Below are 19,888 nucleotides of genomic sequence, written 5' to 3' on the forward strand. Positions count from 1 at the left end.
GTTGAATGTCCTTAAACTTCGACAGGCGTGTCCGGGTGGTTGCCCCATTCGCTCCACGAACCGGCATAAGCCTTGATGCGTGGGTAGCCGAGGGCCTTGGCCACCAGGTAGGTGAAACCGGAGCGGCGGTGGGTCTGGCAGTGGGTGATCACTTCCTTGTCCGGGGTGATGCCCAGTTGCTGCAGCACTTGCGCGATATCCGCGCGGATGCGCAGGTGATCGTTGAGGTCCATGCCGGCAGTCCATTCGAAATTGATGGCGCCGGGAATGTGCCCGGCCTTGGCGGCCAGGACCTTCTCGCCATTGAATTCCTGTGGGCCGCGGGCATCCCAGATAACCAGGTCATCGGCGCCCAGGCGGCTTTGCAGGTACTCGCGGGTGGCGGTCGGTTCGCTGTGCAGTTGCAGCTTCACGGGTGTGTTGCCGGGTTCTGGCACCTCGGTGGAGAGTTTGTCCGCCGGCCAGGCCTGGATGCCGCCATTGAGGTAGTGGTAGTGCGCATGGCCGATGACATCGAGCAGCCAGATGAAGCGGCCGGCCCAGCCACCGCCTTCATCGTCGTACACCACGTAGACAGCATCGTCGCGGTGGCCGAGTTCGCTGAACAGCTTTTCCAGGTCGGCCAGGGCCGGCAGCAGGCCGGGCGCCGGAGGCTGGCCAAGCTGGGTGCGCTTGCCCTCGACGAAGCGGGCGCCGGGGATGTGCCCGCTGACATAGCGGTTGGCGCTGCTCAGGTCGACCAGAATCAGCTGGGGGGAATCCAGGCGCGGCAGCAGGTCTGCGGCTTCGATCACCAAAGGCAGGCCGGAAAAGTCAGTCATCCACGTTCTCCAGAGTGGAAAGAGGGGCGATTGTAGCGCAAGGCTCAGTCGCCGCGTTTGGCAAACACCACCAGCGCGCGTTCGATACATTGCGAAGTCTTGCCGAAGGCCTGCACGCTGACATCGGCCAGTGGCTTGCCGCCTTGGTCGGCCACGGCCAGCATCAGCACCTGGTCGCCGACACCCAGCGAGCGCAGCAACAGGTGTTCGCTATGGAACAGCGCACGCAGCGCTGCTGGCAGCAGCGCCGAGAACTGAGCGTGGTTCTCGGGCGTCAGGCGCAGTTGGCCGACCTTGCCCATCAGCTTTTGCAGCAGTTTGTTCTGCTCGATGTCCAGGGTGATGCCACCTGCTTCCTTGGGCAGGCCGGCGATCTGCTGTACGCGCAGGTAATCGGCGGCCTTGTCCAGACTCAGCAGCATGATGCGCTGCATCCCGCAGGCTTCCAGCGCTTCGCGCGCATGGGTGGCCAGGTGCACGGCATTGGTGAAAGGGCTTGGCTGGGTCAGCAGTTCCTGGCACAGCTTGCGCCAGCGGCCAAGCGCTTCGCTGGAAGGTGGCGGCGGGGTGAGCATGTCCGGGTGCGGGCGACGCTGGTCCCAGGGCCAGATCAGCGCCTCGGCGGGGTGGAACAGGGCATGGCGGGCGTGGCGCCGGGCGCTGGCCGCTGCTTGTTGGTGAACCTGCTGTTGCACGTCTTCCAGCGAGGTCTGCAGGTATAGCGCGGTCAGCAGTTGCCAGCGCAGCAGGTGCGGGTTGTCCCAGCCCACCTGTGCCGCCAGCGCCAGGTTGTTGGCCAGCAGCACAGTATTGGCCGGCTCGTTGAACCAGCGGCGCAAGCCGGGTGCTTCGTCCAGGCGATGCTGCTGGATGAGCAGGTCTTCTTCGCGGGCGATGCTCAGCACCAGGGCCAGCTGGTCGCGCTCTTCGAGCAGCAGGCGATAGCCTTGGGTCACCCACTTGGGCAGCCGCCAGTGTTCGGCCATGGCCCGGCACAGGGCGAAGATGCGCACGCCGAACAGTTCCTGCTCCACATCGGCTGCGGTTTCGCCCTTGTGGATAACCCGCAGCTCCCAGGCATCCAGCAGCTTGGGGTGGGCCAGGGCCAGCGGCCACAAGGGGGCGAGGAACAGCAAGCTGCCCCAGTGGATCTCCTGCCACAGGCGCGCCAGGCGGCTGGCGAACAGGCCGTTGGCCTGTTGCGCGGCGTGCTGGCTGATCAACAGGAACTGGCGCAGCACCGGCGGAATATCGTCTTCAGGCAGCGCCGGCAGACGCATCAGCAGTTCCTTGCTGCGTGCCAGGCCCAGGCGGTTCAGGGCGACTTCCAGGCTTTCAGCCGGCTCGGCCTGGCTGGCGTTGGCGGGGTGGTTGGCCTCGCGCATCACCGACAGCACCAGCGCGGGGCTGTCCTGCATCAGTTCGGCGATGTCGCGCAACGAGCGGCGACTGTCGTTGATTGCGCTCAATACCCGGTCGTAACTCTGCTTCGGGACCGGTACACGAACACCGTCGAGCAGCTTAACCCAGGCTTCTACCGTACGCGGATTCTGAGTGGGCACCTTGGATTCCATTGGCATTTTGACATCAGTCCGAACTGGCTTTTCGCTTTTAGTGGCTATAGTCTGGCGCAGTTCTGCCGATAAGTAGAAGAAGAGTTTTAAGGCTCCCGTTCCACTCCCTGACCACGACAGCAAGTGCTTTGATCCTATGGCTAAAATTATCGGCATCATCGTCGTATTCGCGAGCGTGCTCGGCGGATATGTACTCTCCCACGGCAAGATCGCGGCGCTGATCCAGCCGTTCGAAGTGCTGATCATTGGCGGTGCAGCCTTTGGCGCCTTCATGCAGGCCAACCCGGGTTACATGACCATGCATGTAATCAAGAAGTCGATGAAGATGTTCGGCTCGCGCTTCTCCCATGCTTTCTACCTGGAAGTACTGGGCCTGGTGTATGAAATCCTCAACAAGAGCCGTCGCGAAGGCATGATGGCGATCGAGAGCGATATCGAAGATGCCGCCGCCAGCCCGATCTTCGCCAAGTACCCGGCGGTGCTGGGCGACGAGCGCATGACCGCGTTCATCTGCGACTACCTGCGCATCATGTCCACCGGCAACATGGCCCCCCATGAGCTCGAAGGCCTGTTCGACATGGAGTTGCTGAGCATGAAGGAAGAGCTCGAGCACCCGTCTCACGCCGTCAGTGGCATCGCCGACGGCATGCCGGGCTTCGGTATCGTCGCGGCGGTACTGGGCATCGTGGTGACCATGGCGTCGCTCGGTGATGGTGACCAGAAGTCGATCGGCCTGCACGTCGGTGCAGCGCTGGTCGGTACCTTCTTCGGTATTCTCGCCGCGTATGGCTTCTTCGGCCCCCTGGCCAAGTGCCTTGAGCACGATGCCAAGGAAGAGCTCAACCTCTATGAGTCGATCAAGGCCTCGCTGGTGGCCTCGGCTTCCGGCATGCCGCCTTCGCTGGCTGTCGAGTTCGGGCGCAAGGTGCTGTATCCAAAGCATCGCCCAAGCTTTGCCGAGCTGGAACAAGCAGTTCGCGGTCGCTGAGCCATGGAAAACAATCAGCCGATAATCATCAAGCGCGTCAAGCGCTTCGGTGGCGGGCACCATGGCGGCGCCTGGAAGATCGCCTTCGCCGACTTCGCCACGGCGATGATGGCATTCTTCCTGGTACTGTGGCTGCTCTCCACGGCTACGCCTGAACAGAAGATCGCCATTGCCGGCTACTTCAAGGACCCGATCGGTTTTTCCGAGAGCGGCACGCCTTACGTCATCGATTTGGGTGGTTCGCCGCAGCTGGCACCGGAAAAGACCATCAACCCGGAGCAGAAGTCCGAGCCTACGCCTGACACCAGCATCCAGCTGGACAAGGACCAGGTCGAGACCATGGCCGAACAGGTCGAGCGCGAGCGCCTCGAGTTGCTGCTGCAGGAACTGCAGAACAAGGTCGAGGAAAACCCGCAGCTGCAGAAGTTCAAGGACCAGATCCTGTTCGAGATCACCCAGGACGGCCTGCGTATCCAGATCATGGATGCCGAGAACCGGCCGATGTTCGACATCGGCAGCGCACGCCTGCAGCCCTATTTCGAAGACATCCTGCTGGCCATGGCCGACACCATCAAGGCGGTGCCGAACAAGATCAGCATCAGTGGCCACACCGATGCCAAGCCGTACTCCGGCACTGGCGACTTCGGCAACTGGGAACTGTCGGCCAACCGCGCCAACGCCGCACGCCGTGCCTTGGTTGCCGGCGGCTATCCGGATGGTCAGGTGGCGCGGGTGGTGGGGTATGCCTCGTCGTCGCTGTTCGACCGCAAGAACCCGTTCAACCCGGTCAACCGCCGTATCGATATCATCGTCCTGACCAAGAAGGCGCAGCGCAACATCGAGGGTGAGCAGGGTGCGCCCGAGGCGCCGGCCCAACCGGCTCCGCCAGCGGGTGCTGCGCCTGGGGCCGCGGCACCGGTAGCTCCGGCGGCGGGTGCTGCCGCTGCCGAGGCGCCGATGCAGCCGCGGGAACTGCGCCAGAAGCTGAACATCTTCGAGGACGGGACCTTGAAGATGGATGAGCAGAAGGATCAGTAACCGCTGCTGTCGCTTTGCAGCCCTTCGCGGCTCGACTTGCCCGCGCAGGGCTGCAGAGCAGCTCTGAACGCTTCAAAACCCCCGCCTGATCTTGGCCTTGAGATCGGCATGAAAGAAATCCGCATTGTCCCGGTCGACACTTGAGCCACGCTCTGCCGGCAGAATCATTGCCCGCTGGAACGTGCACTCGTCGTGATACGCCCGCACGAACAGGTCAATGTGCGCCCGTTCGCGCATCACCGGCCACCTGGCAAGGTACTCGGGCAGCTCGCCGTCCCCTCTGTGGTAGAAACTGACCCGCCGATTGGCTGCCACCGCAGCTTCCAGTAGCCCGGCTGTCCACCAGTCATCGCTTGCTGCCGCGGGCAGCAGGCCGATCCAGTGGGTGGCATCGTTTATCTGTTGGCAGGCGCTGCCATGATGCTCTTCGCGAACCTGCCCGTCGGCGCCAAACTCCACCAGCTGCGCGGTGATGCCCTCAAGCAGCAGGCGTTCGTTGAGGATGAAGGCGTCAAGCCGCTCTTCGTGGCGGTAACTGATAAAAACCGGCATCGCGGTTGCCCTCCCTGATAGAAGTCATGACCTTCAGGGAAAGCGAGGGGCAGGGCAATAGATGGCAGGAAAACCGGAGGCGTCCTACGCACTCCGGTAACATTTCCTACAAATCAGTAGCTGTCTTCCGGCAGGCTGGCAATGATCGAGCGGTAGCTGTTCATCCGCTGCTGCTTGATGCGGCCGTCTTCAAGGGCCTTGAGCAGTGCGCACCCCGGTTCGCGATCATGCTTGCAGTCGCGGAAGCGGCAGGTGCCGAACAAGTCGCGGAACTCGATGAAACCATCTTCCACGTCGTCGCGGCTGACGTGGCCGAGGCCGAACTCGCGGATGCCCGGCGAGTCGATCAGGTCGCCGCCGTTGGGGAAGTGATACAGGCGTGCCGTGGTGGTGGTGTGCTGGCCCTGGCCAGACCATTCGGACAGGTCGCCGACGCGGGTGCCGGCATCCGGCAGCAAGCTGTTGACCAGCGACGACTTGCCCACGCCCGACTGGCCGACGAACACGCTGATGTGCCCGTCGAGCATCTGTTGCAGGCGCTGCATGCCGTCGCCGTGGTGCGCGGAGACTTCCAGCAGCGGATAGCCCAGTTCGCGGTAGACCTCAAGCAGCGCGTGCAGGCCCGGGCCGTTCTCTGCGTCGATCAGGTCGGCCTTGTTCAGCAGCAGCAGCGGGCGAATACCGGCGTGCTCAGCGGCCACCAGGTAACGGTCGATCAGGTTCGGGTGCGGCTCCGGTGCCGGGGCGAAGACGATCACGATCAGGTCGACGTTGGCCGCGACCGGCTTGAGCTGGCCGTGGTTGTTCGGCCGGCACAGCTCGGTGCTGCGCGGCATTTGCGCGACGATCACGCCGATGCCCTGGTTGCCGGCGCGCCAGACCACGCGGTCACCAGTGACCAGCGCCGGCAGGTTGGCCCGCAGGTGGCAGCGGAATACCTGGCCGGCGACTTCGCCGTCCTGGGCTTCCACCTCGACCTGCACACCGAAGTGGGCGATCACCAGGCCCAGTTGTTCCGGTCCCAGGTCACCGCCCTCCAGCTCCTGCAGCACGTGCTGCTCGCGTTTGGCGGCGCGAGCGGCGCGTTCGTTCTGGATTTTTTCGATACGCCAGTTCTGGCGACGATTGAGCTGGCGTTTGGCCATGGACCTTCCAAGGTGGGGCAAGTTGAAAACGGCAGGCAGTTTAGCACGCCCGCTCACAGACCATTCTGGTTACCTTTGCGCCGCGCATGCGCAGGCCGGCGTCGCTAGGCTAATATGACGGCCTATACGAGGAGCCCCTTCATGCAGAACCCACAGAACCTGATCTGGATCGATCTGGAAATGACCGGCCTGGATCCGGACCACGACGTCATCATCGAGATGGCCACCATCGTCACTGACAGCGAGCTGAACACCCTGGCCGAAGGCCCTGTGATCGCCATCCACCACAGCGACGAAGTGCTGGCGCGCATGGATGAGTGGAACACCCGCACCCATGGCGCCTCGGGCCTGACCCAGCGCGTGCGCGACAGCAAGATCAGCATGGCCGAAGCTGAAGCGCAGACCATCGCCTTCCTCGAACAATGGGTGCCGAAAGGCAAGTCGCCGATCTGCGGCAACAGCATCTGCCAGGATCGCCGTTTCCTTTACCGCCACATGCGCGGCCTGGAAAACTACTTCCACTATCGCAACCTCGATGTCTCCACCCTGAAGGAACTGGCTGCGCGCTGGGCGCCGAACGTGCGTGACAGCTTCAAGAAGGGCAGCACGCACCTGGCGCTGGACGATATCCGCGAGTCGATCGCCGAACTGCGCCACTATCGCGAGCATTTCATCAAGGTATGAGCCGAAAGGGCGCAGATATGCTCGCGCCCTCTTTTGGTGCCTTTGCCAACTGGTTAGACTGCGCGCCTTTCCTGCTCGGACCCGCGCCATGTTGTTGATGCTCTACCTGATTGCCATCACCGCCGAAGCCATGACCGGTGCCCTGTCTGCCGGCCGCCGCGGCATGGACTGGTTTGGCGTGGTGCTGATCGCCTGCGTGACTGCCCTGGGTGGCGGCTCGGTGCGCGACGTGCTGCTTGGTCATTACCCGTTGACCTGGGTGAAGCACCCGGAATACCTGGTGCTGACCAGCTTTGCCGCGCTGCTGACCATTTTCATCGCACCGATGATGCGCCGTTTGCGCTCGTTGTTCCTGGTGCTGGATGCCCTGGGCCTGGTGGCCTTTACCCTGATTGGCTGCATGACCGCGCTGGAAATGGGGCAGGGCATGCTGGTGGCGTCGATCAGCGGGGTGATCACTGGGGTGTTTGGCGGGATCCTGCGGGATATCTTCTGTAACGACATCCCATTGGTGTTCCGTCGTGAGCTGTATGCCAGTGTGTCGTTCGCGGCGGCTTGGTTCTATCTGGGCTGCGTGTACTTCAAGCTACCGGCGGAGCAGGGGATGCTGCTGACCTTGTTCGGCGGCTTCCTGGTGCGCTTGCTGGCGATCCGTTTCCATTGGGAAATGCCCAAGTTCCACTACAACGACCAGCAATAAATGCGCTTGCCTTGAGGGTTGCTGCGTCTGTGAGATCGAGCGCCGCCCGCGCGGCGCATCGCGAGCTGCGCTCGCTCCTACGTTTGTTTCGGGCCAGTGATGCCTGTGACAGGCGCGCGCGACCGCCTGGTTTGTACGACGCGATATCGAGTCAGGCGCCAAGGCGTTCGCGCGCAAATCCCCCAGGAAGAATTGGCCCGAAACAAACGTAGGAGCGAGCGCAGCTCGCGATGCGCCGCGCGGGCGGCGCTCGATCTCCGCCACACCATCACAATCAAGACCTACGCTTAGCGGCCCTCATCCCCTTTCAACGCCGTGCCGGTCCAGCGCCCATTCCACATGCTCGCGCACCAGCTCCGACTCATCTTCGCGCCGCGCCTTCAACGCCTCGATCACCGGAATCGTCGAGGGCGCATTACCCAGCCCTACCGCCAGGTTGCGCAAAAAACGCTCATAACCCGCCCGGCGCAGCGGCCCGCCCTCGGTCTTGCGCAAGAAGGTGCGCTCGTCCCACAGGAACATTTCAGCCAGCTCGGCATTATCCAGCCCATGCCGCGGCTGGAAGTCCTGCTCCTTGCTGTAATTGGCAAAACGGTTCCAGGGGCAGACGATCTGGCAGTCATCGCAGCCAAACACCCGATTGCCCATCATCGAGCGCAGCTCGACCGGAATCGGCCCGCGCAACTCGATGGTCAGGTAGGAGATGCAGCGCCGAGCATCCAGCTCGTACGGCCCGACGAACGCCTGGGTCGGGCAGATGTCCAGGCACGCCTGGCAGCGCCCGCAGTGTTCACTGGTATGGGCCTCGTCCACCGGCAGCGGCAGGTCGACGAACAGTTCGGCCAGGAAGAAATAGCTGCCGGCCTTGCGGTTGAGCAGCAGGGTATTCTTGCCGATCCAGCCCAGCCCGGCTTGTTCGGCCAGGGCCTTCTCCAGCACCGGCGCGCTGTCGACGAAGGCGCGGTAACCGAACGGGCCGATCGCTTCCTGGATGCGGTCCGCCAGGAACTGCACGCGCTTGCGCACCAGCTTGTGGTAGTCGCGGCCCAGGGCGTAGCGCGACACGTAGGCCTTTTCCGGCTGGGCCAGGCGTTGCGCCATCTGTGTGTCGCCGGGCAGGTAGTCCATGCGCAGTGATACCACGCGTACCGTGCCGGGGATCAGTTGGTCGGGGTGGGCGCGTTTGCTGCCATGGGCACCAAGGTACTCCATTTCGCCCTGGTAGCCGGCGTCGAGCCAGCGCTGCAGGTGTTGTTCGTGCTCGCCAAGGTCGACACCGGCGATGCCGACGTGGGCAAAACCGAGTTCTTGGCCCCAGATCTTGATGGATTGGGCCAGTTGGGCGAGGTCAGGGGTACAGGCGGACATGGATGGGCAGGCAATACGGGCTCAGGTGCGTATAATTCTGCCAGACATTGGAGCCTTTGACCCCATGCCGCAGACCAAACACCCCAGCAATGCCCCACAATTGCTCAGTAGCGTGACCGCCGCACGCCTGCCGGCACGTCCTGCGCAGGCCCATAAAGGCGACTTTGGCCATGTGCTGGTCGTCGGTGGTGACCTGGGCACCGGTGGCGCCGTGCTGCTCAGTGCAGAGGCTGCGCTGCGTTGCGGTGCCGGGCTGGTCAGCGTGGCGACGCGGCCGGAGCACGTCGCGGCCGGGCTGGCGCGCATGCCGGAGGCCATGTGCCTGGGGGTCGAGTCGGCCAATCAGTTGATCGGTGTGCTGGAGCGCGCCTCGGTGCTGGTGGTGGGCCCTGGCCTGGGGCAGGCTGCCTGGGGCCGCAGCCTGCTGTCTGCGGTGGCCAACGCCGAGCGGCCGCAGGTGTGGGATGCCGACGCCCTGAACCTGCTGGCCCGCACGCCACTGGCGCTACCCAGCGGCAGCATCCTCACCCCGCACCCGGGGGAGGCGGCGCGGCTGTTGGGCATATCCACCGAGGCAGTACAGGCCGATCGGCCGGGTGCGGCGCGCAAGCTGGCCCGCCGCTATGCCAGTGTCTGCGTGCTCAAGGGGGCCGGCACCCTGGTGGCGGACCCTACCGGCCAACTGGCACTGTGCGAGCGGGGCCACCCGGCGATGGCCGGTGCCGGGCTGGGCGACGTGCTCACCGGCGTGCTGGCGGCTTTGCTGGCCCAGGGGCTGGACGCCTGGAGTGCGGCGGGCCTGGGCGTATGGTTGCACGCCAGTGCAGGGGAGCGTCTGGGCGTCAAAGGTAGAGGCCTGGCAGCCAGTGATCTGGCGCCGGTCATTCGTGAGTTGTTGGAGGAGCATTCTGCGTGTCTGGCTTAACCCTGTTTCTGGCCGATGAAGCGGCCACGGTCGATTTCGGCGCAAAACTGGCCGAGGTGACCGGCGGTCGTGGCGTGATTTTTCTGGAAGGCGACCTGGGGGCGGGCAAGACCACGCTCTCGCGTGGCTTGATCCGTGGCCTGGGCCATACTGGTGCAGTGAAAAGTCCGACGTTCACCGTGGTAGAACCCTACGAAATCGGTGAAGTGCGCGCCTTCCATTTCGACCTGTATCGCCTGGTCGACCCGGAAGAGCTTGAGTTCATGGGCATTCGTGACTATTTCGAGGGCGATCCGCTGTGCCTGTTCGAATGGCCGCAAAAGGGTGCGGGCGTTTTGCCAAAGCCCGACCTGACCATTACCATAAGCCCCCAAGCGAGCGGCCGCTCGCTTGACCTTACGCCGCAGGGGGCTCGCGGCGAGGCCTGGTGCACTGCACTGGCCGAACACTATAAACAGTAAGTGGGGTAGGTATGCGCATACGCGCACTGGTCGCTGTCGTTGGATTGCTGCTGACAGCGGTGACCGTTGACGCTCTGGCCGTCACTCAAGTCAAGAGCGTGCGCCTGTGGCGCGCGCCGGACAACACGCGGTTGGTCTTTGACCTGTCTGGCCCCGTGCAGCATAGCGTCTTCACCCTGAGCGCACCCGATCGCCTGGTGATCGACATCAATGGCGCGACCTTGGCCGCGCCGCTGAGCGTTTCGACCGCGAACACGCCGATCAGCAGCGTGCGCTCGGCCCAACGTACCCCTACCGACCTGCGTGTGGTGGTCGACCTGAAGAAGTCGGTCACGCCCAAGAGCTTCACCTTGGCGCCCAATGCCCAGTATGGCAACCGCCTGGTGGTCGACCTGTACGACCAGGAAGCCGACGCCATCGCCGCCACGGCGCCGACCCCGCCGCCAACGCCGGTGCAGACCCCGGCGACCACGCCAGCCGTGCCGGTGACCCCGGCTCAGCCCGCGATCAAGCTGCCACCGGTGCCAAGCGGCAAGCGCGACATCGTGGTCGCCATCGATGCCGGCCATGGCGGCGAAGACCCGGGGGCATCCGGCTCCAGCGGCCAGCACGAGAAAGACATCGTGCTGCAGATCGCCAAGGAGCTGCAGCGCCAGATCAACACCGAAAGGGGTTACCGCGCCGAGCTGACCCGTACCGGTGACTACTTCATTCCACTGCGCAAACGCACCGAGATTGCCCGCAAGAAGGGTGCCGACCTGTTCATCTCGATCCACGCCGACGCTGCACCGTCACGCGCCGCGTTCGGCGCCTCGGTGTTCGCCCTGTCCGACCGGGGCGCCACGTCCGAGACCGCGCGCTGGCTGGCTGACACGGAAAACCGTTCCGACCTGATCGGTGGTGCCGGCAACGTCAGCCTCGACGACAAGGACCGCATGCTTGCGGGCGTGCTGCTCGACCTGTCGATGACCGCCACGCTGAGCTCCAGCCTGAACGTCGGGCAGAAGGTGCTCGGCAACATGGGCCGCGTGACGTCGCTGCACAAGCAGCGGGTGGAACAGGCAGGCTTCATGGTGCTGAAGTCGCCGGATATCCCGTCGATCCTCGTTGAAACCGGGTTCATCTCGAACAACAACGAAGCGGCCAAGCTGGCCACTGCCAGCCATCAGCAAGCGTTGGCGCGTTCGATTCATACCGGTGTGCGCCAGTACTTCCAGCAGAACCCGCCGCCCGGCACCTACGTTGCCTGGCTGCGCGACAGTGGCAAGATCGCCCAAGGCCCGCGTGAGCACACCGTGCGCCCGGGCGAGACCCTGGCGATGATCGCCGTGCGCTATCAGGTCAGTGTGCCCAGCCTGCGCAGCACCAACGGCCTCAAGACCGATGAGCTGAAGGTCGGCCAGCACCTCGATATCCCCGCTACCACATTGGCTTCGCAATGAGTGGTGGTTCGCGCATCCAGCTGCTCAGCCCGCGGCTGGCCAACCAGATTGCTGCCGGTGAGGTGGTCGAGCGCCCGGCTTCGGTGGCCAAGGAACTGTTGGAAAACAGCCTGGACTCCGGCGCCCGGCGCATCGACGTGGAAGTCGAGCAGGGTGGTGTGAAGCTGCTGCGGGTACGTGACGATGGCAGCGGCATTTCCGCCGACGACCTGCCGCTGGCCCTGGCCCGTCACGCCACCAGCAAGATTCGCGAGCTGGAGGACCTTGAAGGCGTACTGAGCCTGGGCTTCCGTGGCGAGGCCCTGGCGTCGATCAGCTCGGTGGCGCGCCTGACCCTGACCTCGCGCACGGCCAGTGCTGGCGAAGCCTGGCAGGTAGAGACCGAAGGCCGAGACATGACCCCGCGCGTGCAACCCGCCGCGCATCCAGTCGGCACTTCGGTGGAAGTGCGCGACCTGTTCTTCAATACCCCGGCCCGACGCAAGTTCCTCAAGGCCGAAAAGACCGAATTCGATCACCTGCAGGAAGTCATCCGCCGCCTGGCCCTGGCTCGCTTCGATGTCGGCTTCCACCTGCGCCACAACGGCAAGAGTGTCCTCAGCCTGCATGAGGCGCATGACGAAACTGCCCGCGCACGGCGGGTCGGCGCCATCTGTGGCCCGGGCTTCATGGAACAGGCGCTGCCGATCGACGTCGAGCGCAATGGCCTGAGGCTGTGGGGCTGGGTCGGCCTGCCGACGTTTTCGCGCAGCCAGGCCGATTTGCAGTACTTCTTCGTCAACGGCCGTGCGGTGCGCGACAAACTGGTCGCCCATGCCGTACGCCAGGCCTATCGCGATGTGCTGTTCAATGGCCGGCATCCGACCTTTGTGCTGTTCCTCGAGCTCGAACCGAATGGCGTCGATGTCAACGTGCACCCGACCAAGCACGAAGTACGTTTCCGCGAAGGCCGCTCGGTGCATGACTTCCTCTATGGCACGCTGCACCGTGCCCTGGCTGATGTACGCCCGGAAGATCAGCTGGCTGCGCCTGCCGCTGTGCCTGAAGTGGTTCGCCCGACTGGCCAGCAGGCCGGTGAGTTCGGCCCGCAAGGCGAAATGCGCCTGGCCTCGCCGGTGCTCGAGCAGCCACAAGCGCCGCAGCATTCCATTTCCAATGGTGGCAGTGGCGCCGGTTACCAGTACCAGTACACACCGCGCCCGTCGCAGCCGTTGCCGGCCGCCGAGTCCCAGGCGGTCTACCGCGAGTTCTTCAAGCCGCTGAACGCTGGCACGCCAGCCCCTTCGGCGCTGCCGGAAAGCCAGGGCGATATCCCGCCATTGGGTTATGCCCTGGCCCAGCTCAAGGGGATCTACATCCTGGCCGAGAATGCCGTTGGACTGGTGCTGGTGGACATGCATGCGGCCCACGAGCGCATCATGTACGAGCGGCTCAAGGTGGCCATGGCCAGCGAAGGCCTCAGCGGCCAGCCGCTGCTGGTGCCGGAAACCCTGGCGCTGAGCCAGCGCGAGGCCGACTGTGCCGAGGAGCACGGCCAGTGGTTCCAGCGCCTGGGCTTCGAGCTGCAACGCCTGGGCCCTGAAACCCTGGCGATTCGCCAGATTCCGGCGCTGCTCAAGCAGGCCGAGGCCAATCGCCTGGTCCAGGACGTGCTCGCCGACCTGATGGAGTACGGCACCAGCGACCGTATCCAGGCGCACCTCAACGAACTGCTCGGAACCATGGCCTGCCACGGCGCCGTGCGCGCCAACCGGCGCCTGGCCATCCCCGAGATGAACGCCCTGCTGCGCGACATGGAAAACACCGAGCGCAGCGGCCAGTGCAACCATGGTCGCCCGACCTGGACCCAGATGGGTCTGGACGATCTGGACAAACTTTTCCTGCGCGGTCGATGACATGAGCGGCAAGCCCCCTGCGATATTCCTCATGGGCCCGACGGCGGCCGGCAAGACAGACCTTGCCATCGAGCTGACCAAGGTCCTGCCCTGCGAGCTGATCAGTGTCGACTCGGCGCTGGTCTACCGTGGCCTGGATATTGGTTCGGCCAAGCCTTCCAAAGAGATTCTGGCGGCCTACCCGCACCGACTGATCGACATCCGCGACCCGGCCGAGAGCTATTCGGCCGCGCAGTTTCGCGCTGATGCCCTCGAGGCGATGGCCGATATCACCGCGCGCGGCAAAATTCCGCTGCTGGTCGGTGGCACCATGCTTTATTACAAGGCGCTGATCGAAGGCCTGGCAGACATGCCGGCGGCCGATGCCGCCGTGCGCGCAGAGCTCGAGGCCCAGGCCGAGGCGCTGGGCCTGGCCGAGCTGCATCGGCAGCTGGCGGAGATCGACCCCGAGTCGGCAGCGCGCATTCACCCCAACGACCCGCAGCGGCTGATCCGGGCGCTGGAGGTTTACCGGGTGAGCGGCGAGAGCATGACAGCCCATCGCCAGCGTCAATTCGCGGAAAGTAGCGGCGCAGACACAGGCGCTGGCGGGCATTTGCCCTATACTGTCGCGAGTTTGGCGATTGCGCCTGCGGATCGTCACATTTTGCATAAGCGAATTGCGCTACGATTTTCGCAGATGCTGGAACAGGGCTTCGTTGACGAGGTCCGATCGCTGCGAGCCAGAAGTGACTTGCACGCCGGGCTGCCGTCTATACGGGCAGTGGGGTATCGACAGGTCTGGGACTACCTCGACGGCAAGCTGACTGAGAATGAGATGCGCGAACGCGGTATCATTGCCACTCGGCAGCTGGCCAAGCGGCAGTTCACCTGGTTGCGTGGCTGGCCTGATGTGCACTGGCTCGACAGCCTGGCCTGCGACAATCTGTCCCGCACCTTGAAATACCTTGGGGCCGTCTCCATATTGAGCTGAGTCCCTGCTGATAGCCGTCTATTCTTGCGAAGGGGCGGCCTGACTTATCAATTTTTCTGATTTTCTATTATTTATCCTTACAGGAGTGCGGCATATGTCAAAAGGGCATTCGCTACAAGACCCTTACTTGAACCAACTGAGAAAAGAAAAGGTCCCGGTATCGATCTATCTGGTAAACGGGATCAAGCTGCAGGGCTCGATCGAATCCTTCGACCAGTTCGTGGTACTGCTGAAGAACACCGTCAGCCAGATGGTCTACAAGCACGCCATCTCGACCGTGGTTCCTGCCCGTCCGGTTCGCCTGCCAAGCCCGTCCGATTCCGAACACGGCGACAGCGAGCCAGGCAACGCCTGATAGGAGCCTGCATTGTTCTTTGAGCGCCACGGTGGTGGTGAGCGGGCGTTGCTCGTTCACTTGGAAGGTCAGAACCCTGAGGCGCGCGAAGACCCGCAGGAGTTTCAGGAGCTGGCACTGTCGGCTGGAGCCGACATCGTCTCGTTGGCCACGGTAGCCAGGCATCAGCCTACGGCCAAATACCTGATTGGCAGCGGCAAGGTCGAGGAATTGCGCGACCTGGTCAAAGCCGAACAGGTAGACCTGGTGATTTTCAATCACACCCTCACGCCCAGTCAGGAGCGCAACCTCGAGCGAGTCTTCGAGTGCCGCGTGCTTGACCGTACCGGGCTGATTCTCGACATCTTCGCCCAGCGGGCGCGTACCCATGAAGGCAAGCTGCAGGTCGAACTGGCCCAGCTCGACCACATGAGCACGCGGCTGGTGCGCGGCTGGACCCACCTTGAGCGGCAGAAAGGTGGTATCGGCCTGCGTGGCCCGGGTGAAACCCAGCTGGAAACCGACCGCCGCCTGCTGCGGGTACGTATCCGGCAGATCAAGGGGCGCCTGGAAAAGGTGCGCAGCCAGCGCGAGCAGGCCCGCCGTGGCCGCAAGCGCGCGGATATCCCTTCGGTTTCGCTGGTCGGCTATACCAACGCCGGCAAGTCCACGCTGTTCAATGCCCTGACCGAATCCGAGGTGTACGCGGCCGACCAGCTGTTCGCCACGCTCGACCCGACCTTGCGCCGGCTCGAGCTGGCCGACCTGGGCCCGATCGTGCTGGCCGACACCGTGGGCTTCATTCGCCACCTGCCGCACAAGCTGGTCGAGGCATTTCGGGCTACGCTCGAAGAATCGAGCAACTCGGACCTGCTGCTGCATGTGATCGACGCCCATGAGCCAGAGCGCATGGAGCAGATCGAGCAAGTGTTGGCCGTGTTGGGCGAGATCGGTGCCGAAGGCTTGCCGATCCTCGAGGTCTATAACAAACTCGACCTGCTTGAAGATGTCGAGCCGCAGATCCAGCGTGATGCCGATGGCAAGCCGCAGCGGGTCTGGGTATCGGCACGAGATGGACGTGGCCTGGAGTTGGTCGGCCAGGCGATTGCCGAGTTGCTGGGGGATGATCTGTTTGTCGGTACCCTGTGTCTGGAGCAGCGTTTTGCCCGCTTGCGCGCGCAATTCTTTGCCCTGGGTGCCGTGCAGAGTGAAGAGCATGACGAAGAAGGGCGCAGCCTGCTGAGTGTTCGCCTGCCCAGGGTCGAGTTGAATCGCCTGGTCAGTCGTGAAGGCATGGAGCCGCAAGTGTTTGTCGAGCAACACACTTTGCAATAAATGCCCGGCGAGGTCGCCGGGCAGCAGTGGCAGGCATTCTGTAGCATTGGACGGCGCGCCGTGGGCGCGTCTTTGCTTTATCAGATGGAGAGCGCTATGGCTTGGAACGAGCCGGGTGGCAACTCGAACAATCAGGATCCCTGGGGCGGCCGTCGCGGTGGCGGCGGTGGTGGCGACAAGAAGGGTCCGCCGGATCTGGACGAGGCCTTCCGCAAGCTGCAGGACAGCCTGAACGGCATGTTCGGCAGTGGCAAGAAACGTGGCGGCGGTGACCGCAATGTCGGCAAGGGTGGTGGCTTCGGCCTGCTGGGCATCGGCCTGGCGGTGCTTGCCGCAATCTGGCTGTACAGCGCCGTGTACGTGGTCGACGAGCAGGAGCAGGCCGTTGTGCTGCGCTTCGGCAAGTACTATGAGACGGTCGGTCCCGGCCTGAACATCTACTTCCCGCCGATCGATCGCAAGTACATGGAAAACGTCACGCGCGAGCGTGCCTACACCAAGCAGGGGCAGATGCTCACCGAGGACGAGAACATCGTCGAGGTGCCGCTGACCGTCCAGTACAAGATCAGCAACCTGCAGGACTTCGTGCTCAACGTCGACCAGCCTGAGGTCAGCCTGCAGCATGCGACTGACAGTGCCCTGCGCCACGTGGTGGGTTCCACCTCGATGGACCAGGTGTTGACCGAAGGCCGTGAGCAGATGGCCGTGGATATCCGCGAACGCCTGCAGCGCTTCCTCGACACCTACCGCACCGGTATCACCGTCACCCAGGTCAACGTACAGAGCGCGGCAGCCCCGCGTGAAGTGCAGGAAGCCTTCGACGACGTGATCCGCGCCCGTGAAGACGAGCAGCGTGCCCGCAACCAGGCCGAGTCCTACGCCAATGGCGTGGTGCCGGAAGCCCGTGGTCACGCCCAGCGCATCATCGAGGACGCCAACGGTTACCGCGACGAAGTCATCGCTCGCGCCAAGGGTGAGGCCGACCGCTTCACCAAACTGGTCGGCGAGTACCGCAAGGCCCCTGACGTGACCCGTCAGCGCCTGTACCTGGAGACCATGCAAGAGGTCTACAGCAATACCAGCAAGGTTCTGGTCACGGCCAAGGACGGGCAGAGCAACCTGCTTTACCTGCCGCTGGACAAGATGGTCGAAGGCAGCCGCAGCGCTTCCGCGCCAAGCACCAGTGTCAGCCCGTCGGTCAACGATGCGGCCGCACGTGCCGCGCAGGACCTGCAACAGCAACAGCAGCCACTGCGCACTAGGGAGAGCCGCTGATGAGCAACCGATCGCTGATCGCCCTGATCGCCGCCGTGGTTCTGGCTATTGTGGCCTGGAACAGCTTCTACATCGTGTCCCAGACCGAGCGTGCGGTACTGCTGCGCTTCGGTAAGGTGGTCCAGGCGGATGTCCAGCCGGGCCTGCACGTGAAGATTCCGTACGTGAACCAGGTACGCAAGTTCGACGCACGCCTGATGACCCTCGACGCCCCCACCCAGCGGTTCCTGACCCTGGAGAAGAAGGCGGTGATGGTCGACGCCTACGCCAAGTGGCGCGTCAAGGATGCCGAGCGCTTCTACACGGCCACTTCCGGCATGAAGCAGATCGCCGACGAGCGTCTGTCGCGTCGCTTGGAAAGCGGCCTGCGTGACCAGTTCGGTAAACGTACCCTGCACGAGGTGGTTTCCGGTGAACGTGACGCGCTGATGGCTGACATCACCGCCTCGCTGAACCGCATGGCCAGCAAGGAACTGGGTATCGAGGTCATCGACGTGCGCGTCAAGGCCATCGACCTGCCGAAGGAAGTCAACCGCAGCGTGTTCGACCGCATGAGCACCGAGCGTGAGCGGGAAGCCCGCGAGCACCGCGCCAAAGGTAACGAGTTGGCCGAAGGTATTCGCGCCGATGCCGACCGTCAGCGCCGTGTACTGCTGGCCGAAGCCTACCGCGAAGCGGAGGAAACCCGCGGTGATGGCGACGCCCAGTCGGCCGCCATCTATGCCAAGGCCTACTCCCAGGACGCCGATTTCTATGCGTTCTACCGTAGCCTGCAGGCGTACCGCGAGAGCTTCTCGAGCAAGAGCGACGTGCTGGTCCTGGATCCGAAGAACGAGTTCTTCCGCTTCCTGGACAAGAGCAAGCCGTGATGCTCAGACCCTGATTTTCATGCAGCGGCGCCCCGCCTGGCAGCTAAAACACCAGGCGGGGTGCATCCTGAATGAAAAGGGGTGTATGATGAGGCAGCCGGGAAATTTCCCGGCTTTTTTGCGTCTGCAAGGTTGATTGGCAAAGCGCCAGTTGACGGTTTGGTCAGGTCGCAAGGCAATTCGAGGGTATCGGGTACGGTGGCTGCGCTGGGATCAGTGCTGCCCGCTGCTGTGCGCGATACCGGCTTTACTGACGGCTCGCCTGCTGGCAAGCCGCCCGGACCAGAGGGGAAATGGCGTAATGGCAACGGTAGACCGCTGGCTGCTGCCAGATGGCATCGAGGAAGTACTGCCACCTGAGGCTGCGCGTATCGAGATCGCGCGCCGTCAGGTGTTGGACCTGTTCCAGAGTTGGGGCTATGAGCTGGTCGTCACCCCGCATATCGAGTACCTGGAGTCGCTGCTCACCGGCGCCGGCCAGGACCTGGATCAGCGCACCTTCAAGGTGGTCGACCCGCAGTCGGGCCGCCTGATGGGCTTCCGCGCCGACTTCACCCCGCAGGTGGCGCGTATCGACGCCCACACCCTGCGCCGTGAGGGCCCGAGCCGCCTGTGCTACGCCGGCAGCGTGCTGCACGCCCAGCCGCGTGCCTTGTCCACCTCGCGCAGCCCGATTCAGCTGGGTGCCGAGCTGTATGGCGACGCCAGCCCGACCAGCGATGTCGAAGTCATCAGCCTGATGCTCGCCACGCTGCAGCTGACCGACGTTGCCGATGTGCACATGGACCTCGGCCACGTCGGCATCTACCGCGGCCTGGCCCGTGCCGCCGGCCTGTCGGGCGCGGTCGAACAGCAGTTGTTCGATGCCCTGCAGCGCAAATCGGTCGATGAAGTACAGGCGCTGACCGCCGACCTGCCGAAGGACCTGGGCAACATGCTGCGCGCTCTGGTCGAGCTGTGCGGTGGCCGTGAAGTGCTGGCCGAAGCCCGTGTGCGCCTGGGGCGTGCCCCGGCCAGCGTACTGGCAGCGCTCGACGACCTGTTGGCCATCGCTGATCGCCTGGCGTCGCGCTACCCGGAGCTGCCGCTGTACTTCGATCTCGGCGAGCTGCGCGGCTACCACTATCACACCGGCGTGGTGTTCGCCGTGTTTGTCCCGGGCGAGGGTCAATCGATCGCCCAGGGCGGCCGCTATGACGACATCGGCGCCGACTTTGGCCGGGCTCGCCCGGCCACCGGTTTCTCCACGGATTTGAAGACCCTGGTCACACTGGGGCGAGCGGAGGTCGTATTGCCAACTGGCGGCATCTGGATGCCGGACAGTGGCGACGCGGCCCTCTGGCAGCAGGTCTGCCAGTTGCGCAACGAGGGCCAGCGTGTGGTCCAGGCCCTGCCTGGCCAGCCGTTGAGTGCTGCTCTCGAGGCGGATTGTGATCGGCAATTGATTCAGCAAGACGGGCGCTGGCAGGTTCTGCCGCTGGCCCAGTGAGTTTCTGCGTCGGCAGTAGG

General features: G+C 63.9%; 19 protein-coding genes. 14 read left to right on the forward strand and 5 right to left on the reverse strand.

The window, feature by feature from the left end:
• Positions 1–11: 11 nt before the first annotated feature.
• Together OCX61_RS02425 and OCX61_RS02430 are read right to left on the reverse strand one after the other, a co-directional pair.
• Complete coding sequence (locus OCX61_RS02425) at positions 12–821, reverse strand: rhodanese-like domain-containing protein (RefSeq protein ID WP_261942463.1); 810 nt, start codon at positions 819–821, stop codon at positions 12–14.
• A gap of 44 nt (positions 822–865) precedes the next feature.
• A complete protein-coding gene (locus tag OCX61_RS02430) occupies positions 866–2,401 on the reverse strand; it encodes an HDOD domain-containing protein (RefSeq protein ID WP_261942464.1) in 1,536 nt (511 codons plus the stop codon).
• A gap of 130 nt (positions 2,402–2,531) precedes the next feature.
• Between OCX61_RS02430 and motA the strand changes: the two genes are divergently transcribed.
• Positions 2,532–3,383 carry a flagellar motor stator protein MotA gene (gene motA, locus OCX61_RS02435; protein ID WP_152958538.1) on the forward strand — a complete coding sequence of 284 codons (852 nt, stop codon included), beginning with the start codon at positions 2,532–2,534 and terminating at the stop codon, positions 3,381–3,383.
• A 3-nt stretch (positions 3,384–3,386) separates the two neighbouring features.
• Entirely contained in the window at positions 3,387–4,421 is a 1,035-nt protein-coding gene (gene motB / locus OCX61_RS02440) for a flagellar motor protein MotB (RefSeq protein ID WP_261942465.1), read from the forward strand.
• Positions 4,422–4,493: 72 nt separating this feature from the next.
• Here motB and OCX61_RS02445 read toward each other — a convergent pair whose 3' ends face one another.
• Both OCX61_RS02445 and rsgA read right to left on the reverse strand, forming a co-directional pair.
• Positions 4,494–4,973, reverse strand: coding sequence for a molecular chaperone Tir (locus OCX61_RS02445; protein WP_261942466.1), 480 nt, complete (start codon positions 4,971–4,973; stop codon positions 4,494–4,496).
• Positions 4,974–5,086: 113 nt separating this feature from the next.
• Entirely contained in the window at positions 5,087–6,118 is a 1,032-nt protein-coding gene (rsgA, locus tag OCX61_RS02450; RefSeq protein WP_261942467.1) for a small ribosomal subunit biogenesis GTPase RsgA, read from the reverse strand.
• Between the two features lie 141 nt (positions 6,119–6,259).
• On the opposite strand from rsgA, the gene orn reads away from it, so the two are divergent.
• Together orn and OCX61_RS02460 are read left to right on the forward strand one after the other, a co-directional pair.
• Complete coding sequence (orn, locus tag OCX61_RS02455; protein WP_261942468.1) at positions 6,260–6,802, forward strand: oligoribonuclease; 543 nt, start codon at positions 6,260–6,262, stop codon at positions 6,800–6,802.
• A gap of 88 nt (positions 6,803–6,890) precedes the next feature.
• The gene (locus OCX61_RS02460; RefSeq protein WP_261942469.1) at positions 6,891–7,502 is read left to right on the forward strand and encodes a trimeric intracellular cation channel family protein; all 612 of its coding nucleotides are present in this window, start codon (positions 6,891–6,893) and stop codon (positions 7,500–7,502) included.
• Positions 7,503–7,799: 297 nt separating this feature from the next.
• On the opposite strand, the gene queG is transcribed toward OCX61_RS02460, so the two are convergent.
• A complete protein-coding gene (gene queG / locus OCX61_RS02465; protein ID WP_261942470.1) occupies positions 7,800–8,870 on the reverse strand; it encodes a tRNA epoxyqueuosine(34) reductase QueG in 1,071 nt (356 codons plus the stop codon).
• A 64-nt stretch (positions 8,871–8,934) separates the two neighbouring features.
• Here queG and OCX61_RS02470 point away from each other — a divergent pair, with 64 nt between their 5' ends.
• The 10 genes from OCX61_RS02470 (at position 8,935) to OCX61_RS02515 (ending at position 19,868) form a co-directional block, all read left to right on the forward strand.
• Positions 8,935–9,795 (forward strand): NAD(P)H-hydrate dehydratase, encoded by an 861-nt coding sequence (locus OCX61_RS02470; protein ID WP_261942471.1) that lies wholly within the window; start codon positions 8,935–8,937, stop codon positions 9,793–9,795.
• Positions 9,783–10,256 (forward strand): tRNA (adenosine(37)-N6)-threonylcarbamoyltransferase complex ATPase subunit type 1 TsaE, encoded by a 474-nt coding sequence (tsaE, locus tag OCX61_RS02475; RefSeq protein ID WP_261942472.1) that lies wholly within the window; start codon positions 9,783–9,785, stop codon positions 10,254–10,256. The genes OCX61_RS02470 and tsaE overlap by 13 nt, the downstream gene beginning before the upstream one ends.
• Before the next feature lie 11 nt (positions 10,257–10,267).
• Positions 10,268–11,698 (forward strand): N-acetylmuramoyl-L-alanine amidase, encoded by a 1,431-nt coding sequence (locus OCX61_RS02480; protein WP_261942473.1) that lies wholly within the window; start codon positions 10,268–10,270, stop codon positions 11,696–11,698.
• Positions 11,695–13,593, forward strand: coding sequence for a DNA mismatch repair endonuclease MutL (gene mutL / locus OCX61_RS02485; RefSeq protein WP_261942474.1), 1,899 nt, complete (start codon positions 11,695–11,697; stop codon positions 13,591–13,593). The genes OCX61_RS02480 and mutL overlap by 4 nt, the downstream gene beginning before the upstream one ends.
• Before the next feature lies 1 nt (position 13,594).
• Entirely contained in the window at positions 13,595–14,566 is a 972-nt protein-coding gene (gene miaA / locus OCX61_RS02490) for a tRNA (adenosine(37)-N6)-dimethylallyltransferase MiaA (RefSeq protein WP_261942475.1), read from the forward strand.
• 94 nt (positions 14,567–14,660) lie between these two features.
• Positions 14,661–14,921 carry an RNA chaperone Hfq gene (gene hfq, locus OCX61_RS02495; RefSeq protein ID WP_027920748.1) on the forward strand — a complete coding sequence of 87 codons (261 nt, stop codon included), beginning with the start codon at positions 14,661–14,663 and terminating at the stop codon, positions 14,919–14,921.
• 12 nt (positions 14,922–14,933) lie between these two features.
• Positions 14,934–16,235 (forward strand): ribosome rescue GTPase HflX, encoded by a 1,302-nt coding sequence (gene hflX, locus OCX61_RS02500; RefSeq protein ID WP_027920749.1) that lies wholly within the window; start codon positions 14,934–14,936, stop codon positions 16,233–16,235.
• A 96-nt stretch (positions 16,236–16,331) separates the two neighbouring features.
• Positions 16,332–17,510, forward strand: a complete 1,179-nt coding sequence (gene hflK, locus OCX61_RS02505) for an FtsH protease activity modulator HflK (RefSeq protein ID WP_261942476.1) — start codon at positions 16,332–16,334, stop codon at positions 17,508–17,510.
• Entirely contained in the window at positions 17,510–18,379 is an 870-nt protein-coding gene (hflC, locus tag OCX61_RS02510) for a protease modulator HflC (protein ID WP_085676768.1), read from the forward strand. Before hflK ends, hflC begins: the two co-directional genes overlap by 1 nt.
• 301 nt (positions 18,380–18,680) lie before the next feature.
• Complete coding sequence (locus OCX61_RS02515; RefSeq protein ID WP_085676769.1) at positions 18,681–19,868, forward strand: ATP phosphoribosyltransferase regulatory subunit; 1,188 nt, start codon at positions 18,681–18,683, stop codon at positions 19,866–19,868.
• Positions 19,869–19,888 lie beyond the last annotated feature (20 nt).

The sequence above is a fragment of the Pseudomonas sp. LRP2-20 genome (assembly GCF_024349685.1).
Taxonomy (GTDB): domain Bacteria; phylum Pseudomonadota; class Gammaproteobacteria; order Pseudomonadales; family Pseudomonadaceae; genus Aquipseudomonas.

What these genes read in the sequence shown, in the direction of transcription:
- OCX61_RS02425 (WP_261942463.1), bottom strand. Translation starts at nt 821, where the DNA reads ATGACTGACTTTTCCGGCCTGCCTTTGGTGATCGAAGCCGCAGACCTG.
- OCX61_RS02430 (WP_261942464.1), bottom strand. Translation starts at nt 2,401, where the DNA reads ATGCCAATGGAATCCAAGGTGCCCACTCAGAATCCGCGTACGGTAGAA.
- motA (WP_152958538.1), top strand. Translation starts at nt 2,532, where the DNA reads ATGGCTAAAATTATCGGCATCATCGTCGTATTCGCGAGCGTGCTCGGC.
- motB (WP_261942465.1), top strand. Translation starts at nt 3,387, where the DNA reads ATGGAAAACAATCAGCCGATAATCATCAAGCGCGTCAAGCGCTTCGGT.
- OCX61_RS02445 (WP_261942466.1), bottom strand. Translation starts at nt 4,973, where the DNA reads ATGCCGGTTTTTATCAGTTACCGCCACGAAGAGCGGCTTGACGCCTTC.
- rsgA (WP_261942467.1), bottom strand. Translation starts at nt 6,118, where the DNA reads ATGGCCAAACGCCAGCTCAATCGTCGCCAGAACTGGCGTATCGAAAAA.
- orn (WP_261942468.1), top strand. Translation starts at nt 6,260, where the DNA reads ATGCAGAACCCACAGAACCTGATCTGGATCGATCTGGAAATGACCGGC.
- OCX61_RS02460 (WP_261942469.1), top strand. Translation starts at nt 6,891, where the DNA reads ATGTTGTTGATGCTCTACCTGATTGCCATCACCGCCGAAGCCATGACC.
- queG (WP_261942470.1), bottom strand. Translation starts at nt 8,870, where the DNA reads ATGTCCGCCTGTACCCCTGACCTCGCCCAACTGGCCCAATCCATCAAG.
- OCX61_RS02470 (WP_261942471.1), top strand. Translation starts at nt 8,935, where the DNA reads ATGCCGCAGACCAAACACCCCAGCAATGCCCCACAATTGCTCAGTAGC.
- OCX61_RS02480 (WP_261942473.1), top strand. Translation starts at nt 10,268, where the DNA reads ATGCGCATACGCGCACTGGTCGCTGTCGTTGGATTGCTGCTGACAGCG.
- mutL (WP_261942474.1), top strand. Translation starts at nt 11,695, where the DNA reads ATGAGTGGTGGTTCGCGCATCCAGCTGCTCAGCCCGCGGCTGGCCAAC.
- miaA (WP_261942475.1), top strand. Translation starts at nt 13,595, where the DNA reads ATGAGCGGCAAGCCCCCTGCGATATTCCTCATGGGCCCGACGGCGGCC.
- hfq (WP_027920748.1), top strand. Translation starts at nt 14,661, where the DNA reads ATGTCAAAAGGGCATTCGCTACAAGACCCTTACTTGAACCAACTGAGA.
- hflK (WP_261942476.1), top strand. Translation starts at nt 16,332, where the DNA reads ATGGCTTGGAACGAGCCGGGTGGCAACTCGAACAATCAGGATCCCTGG.
- hflC (WP_085676768.1), top strand. Translation starts at nt 17,510, where the DNA reads ATGAGCAACCGATCGCTGATCGCCCTGATCGCCGCCGTGGTTCTGGCT.
- OCX61_RS02515 (WP_085676769.1), top strand. Translation starts at nt 18,681, where the DNA reads ATGGCAACGGTAGACCGCTGGCTGCTGCCAGATGGCATCGAGGAAGTA.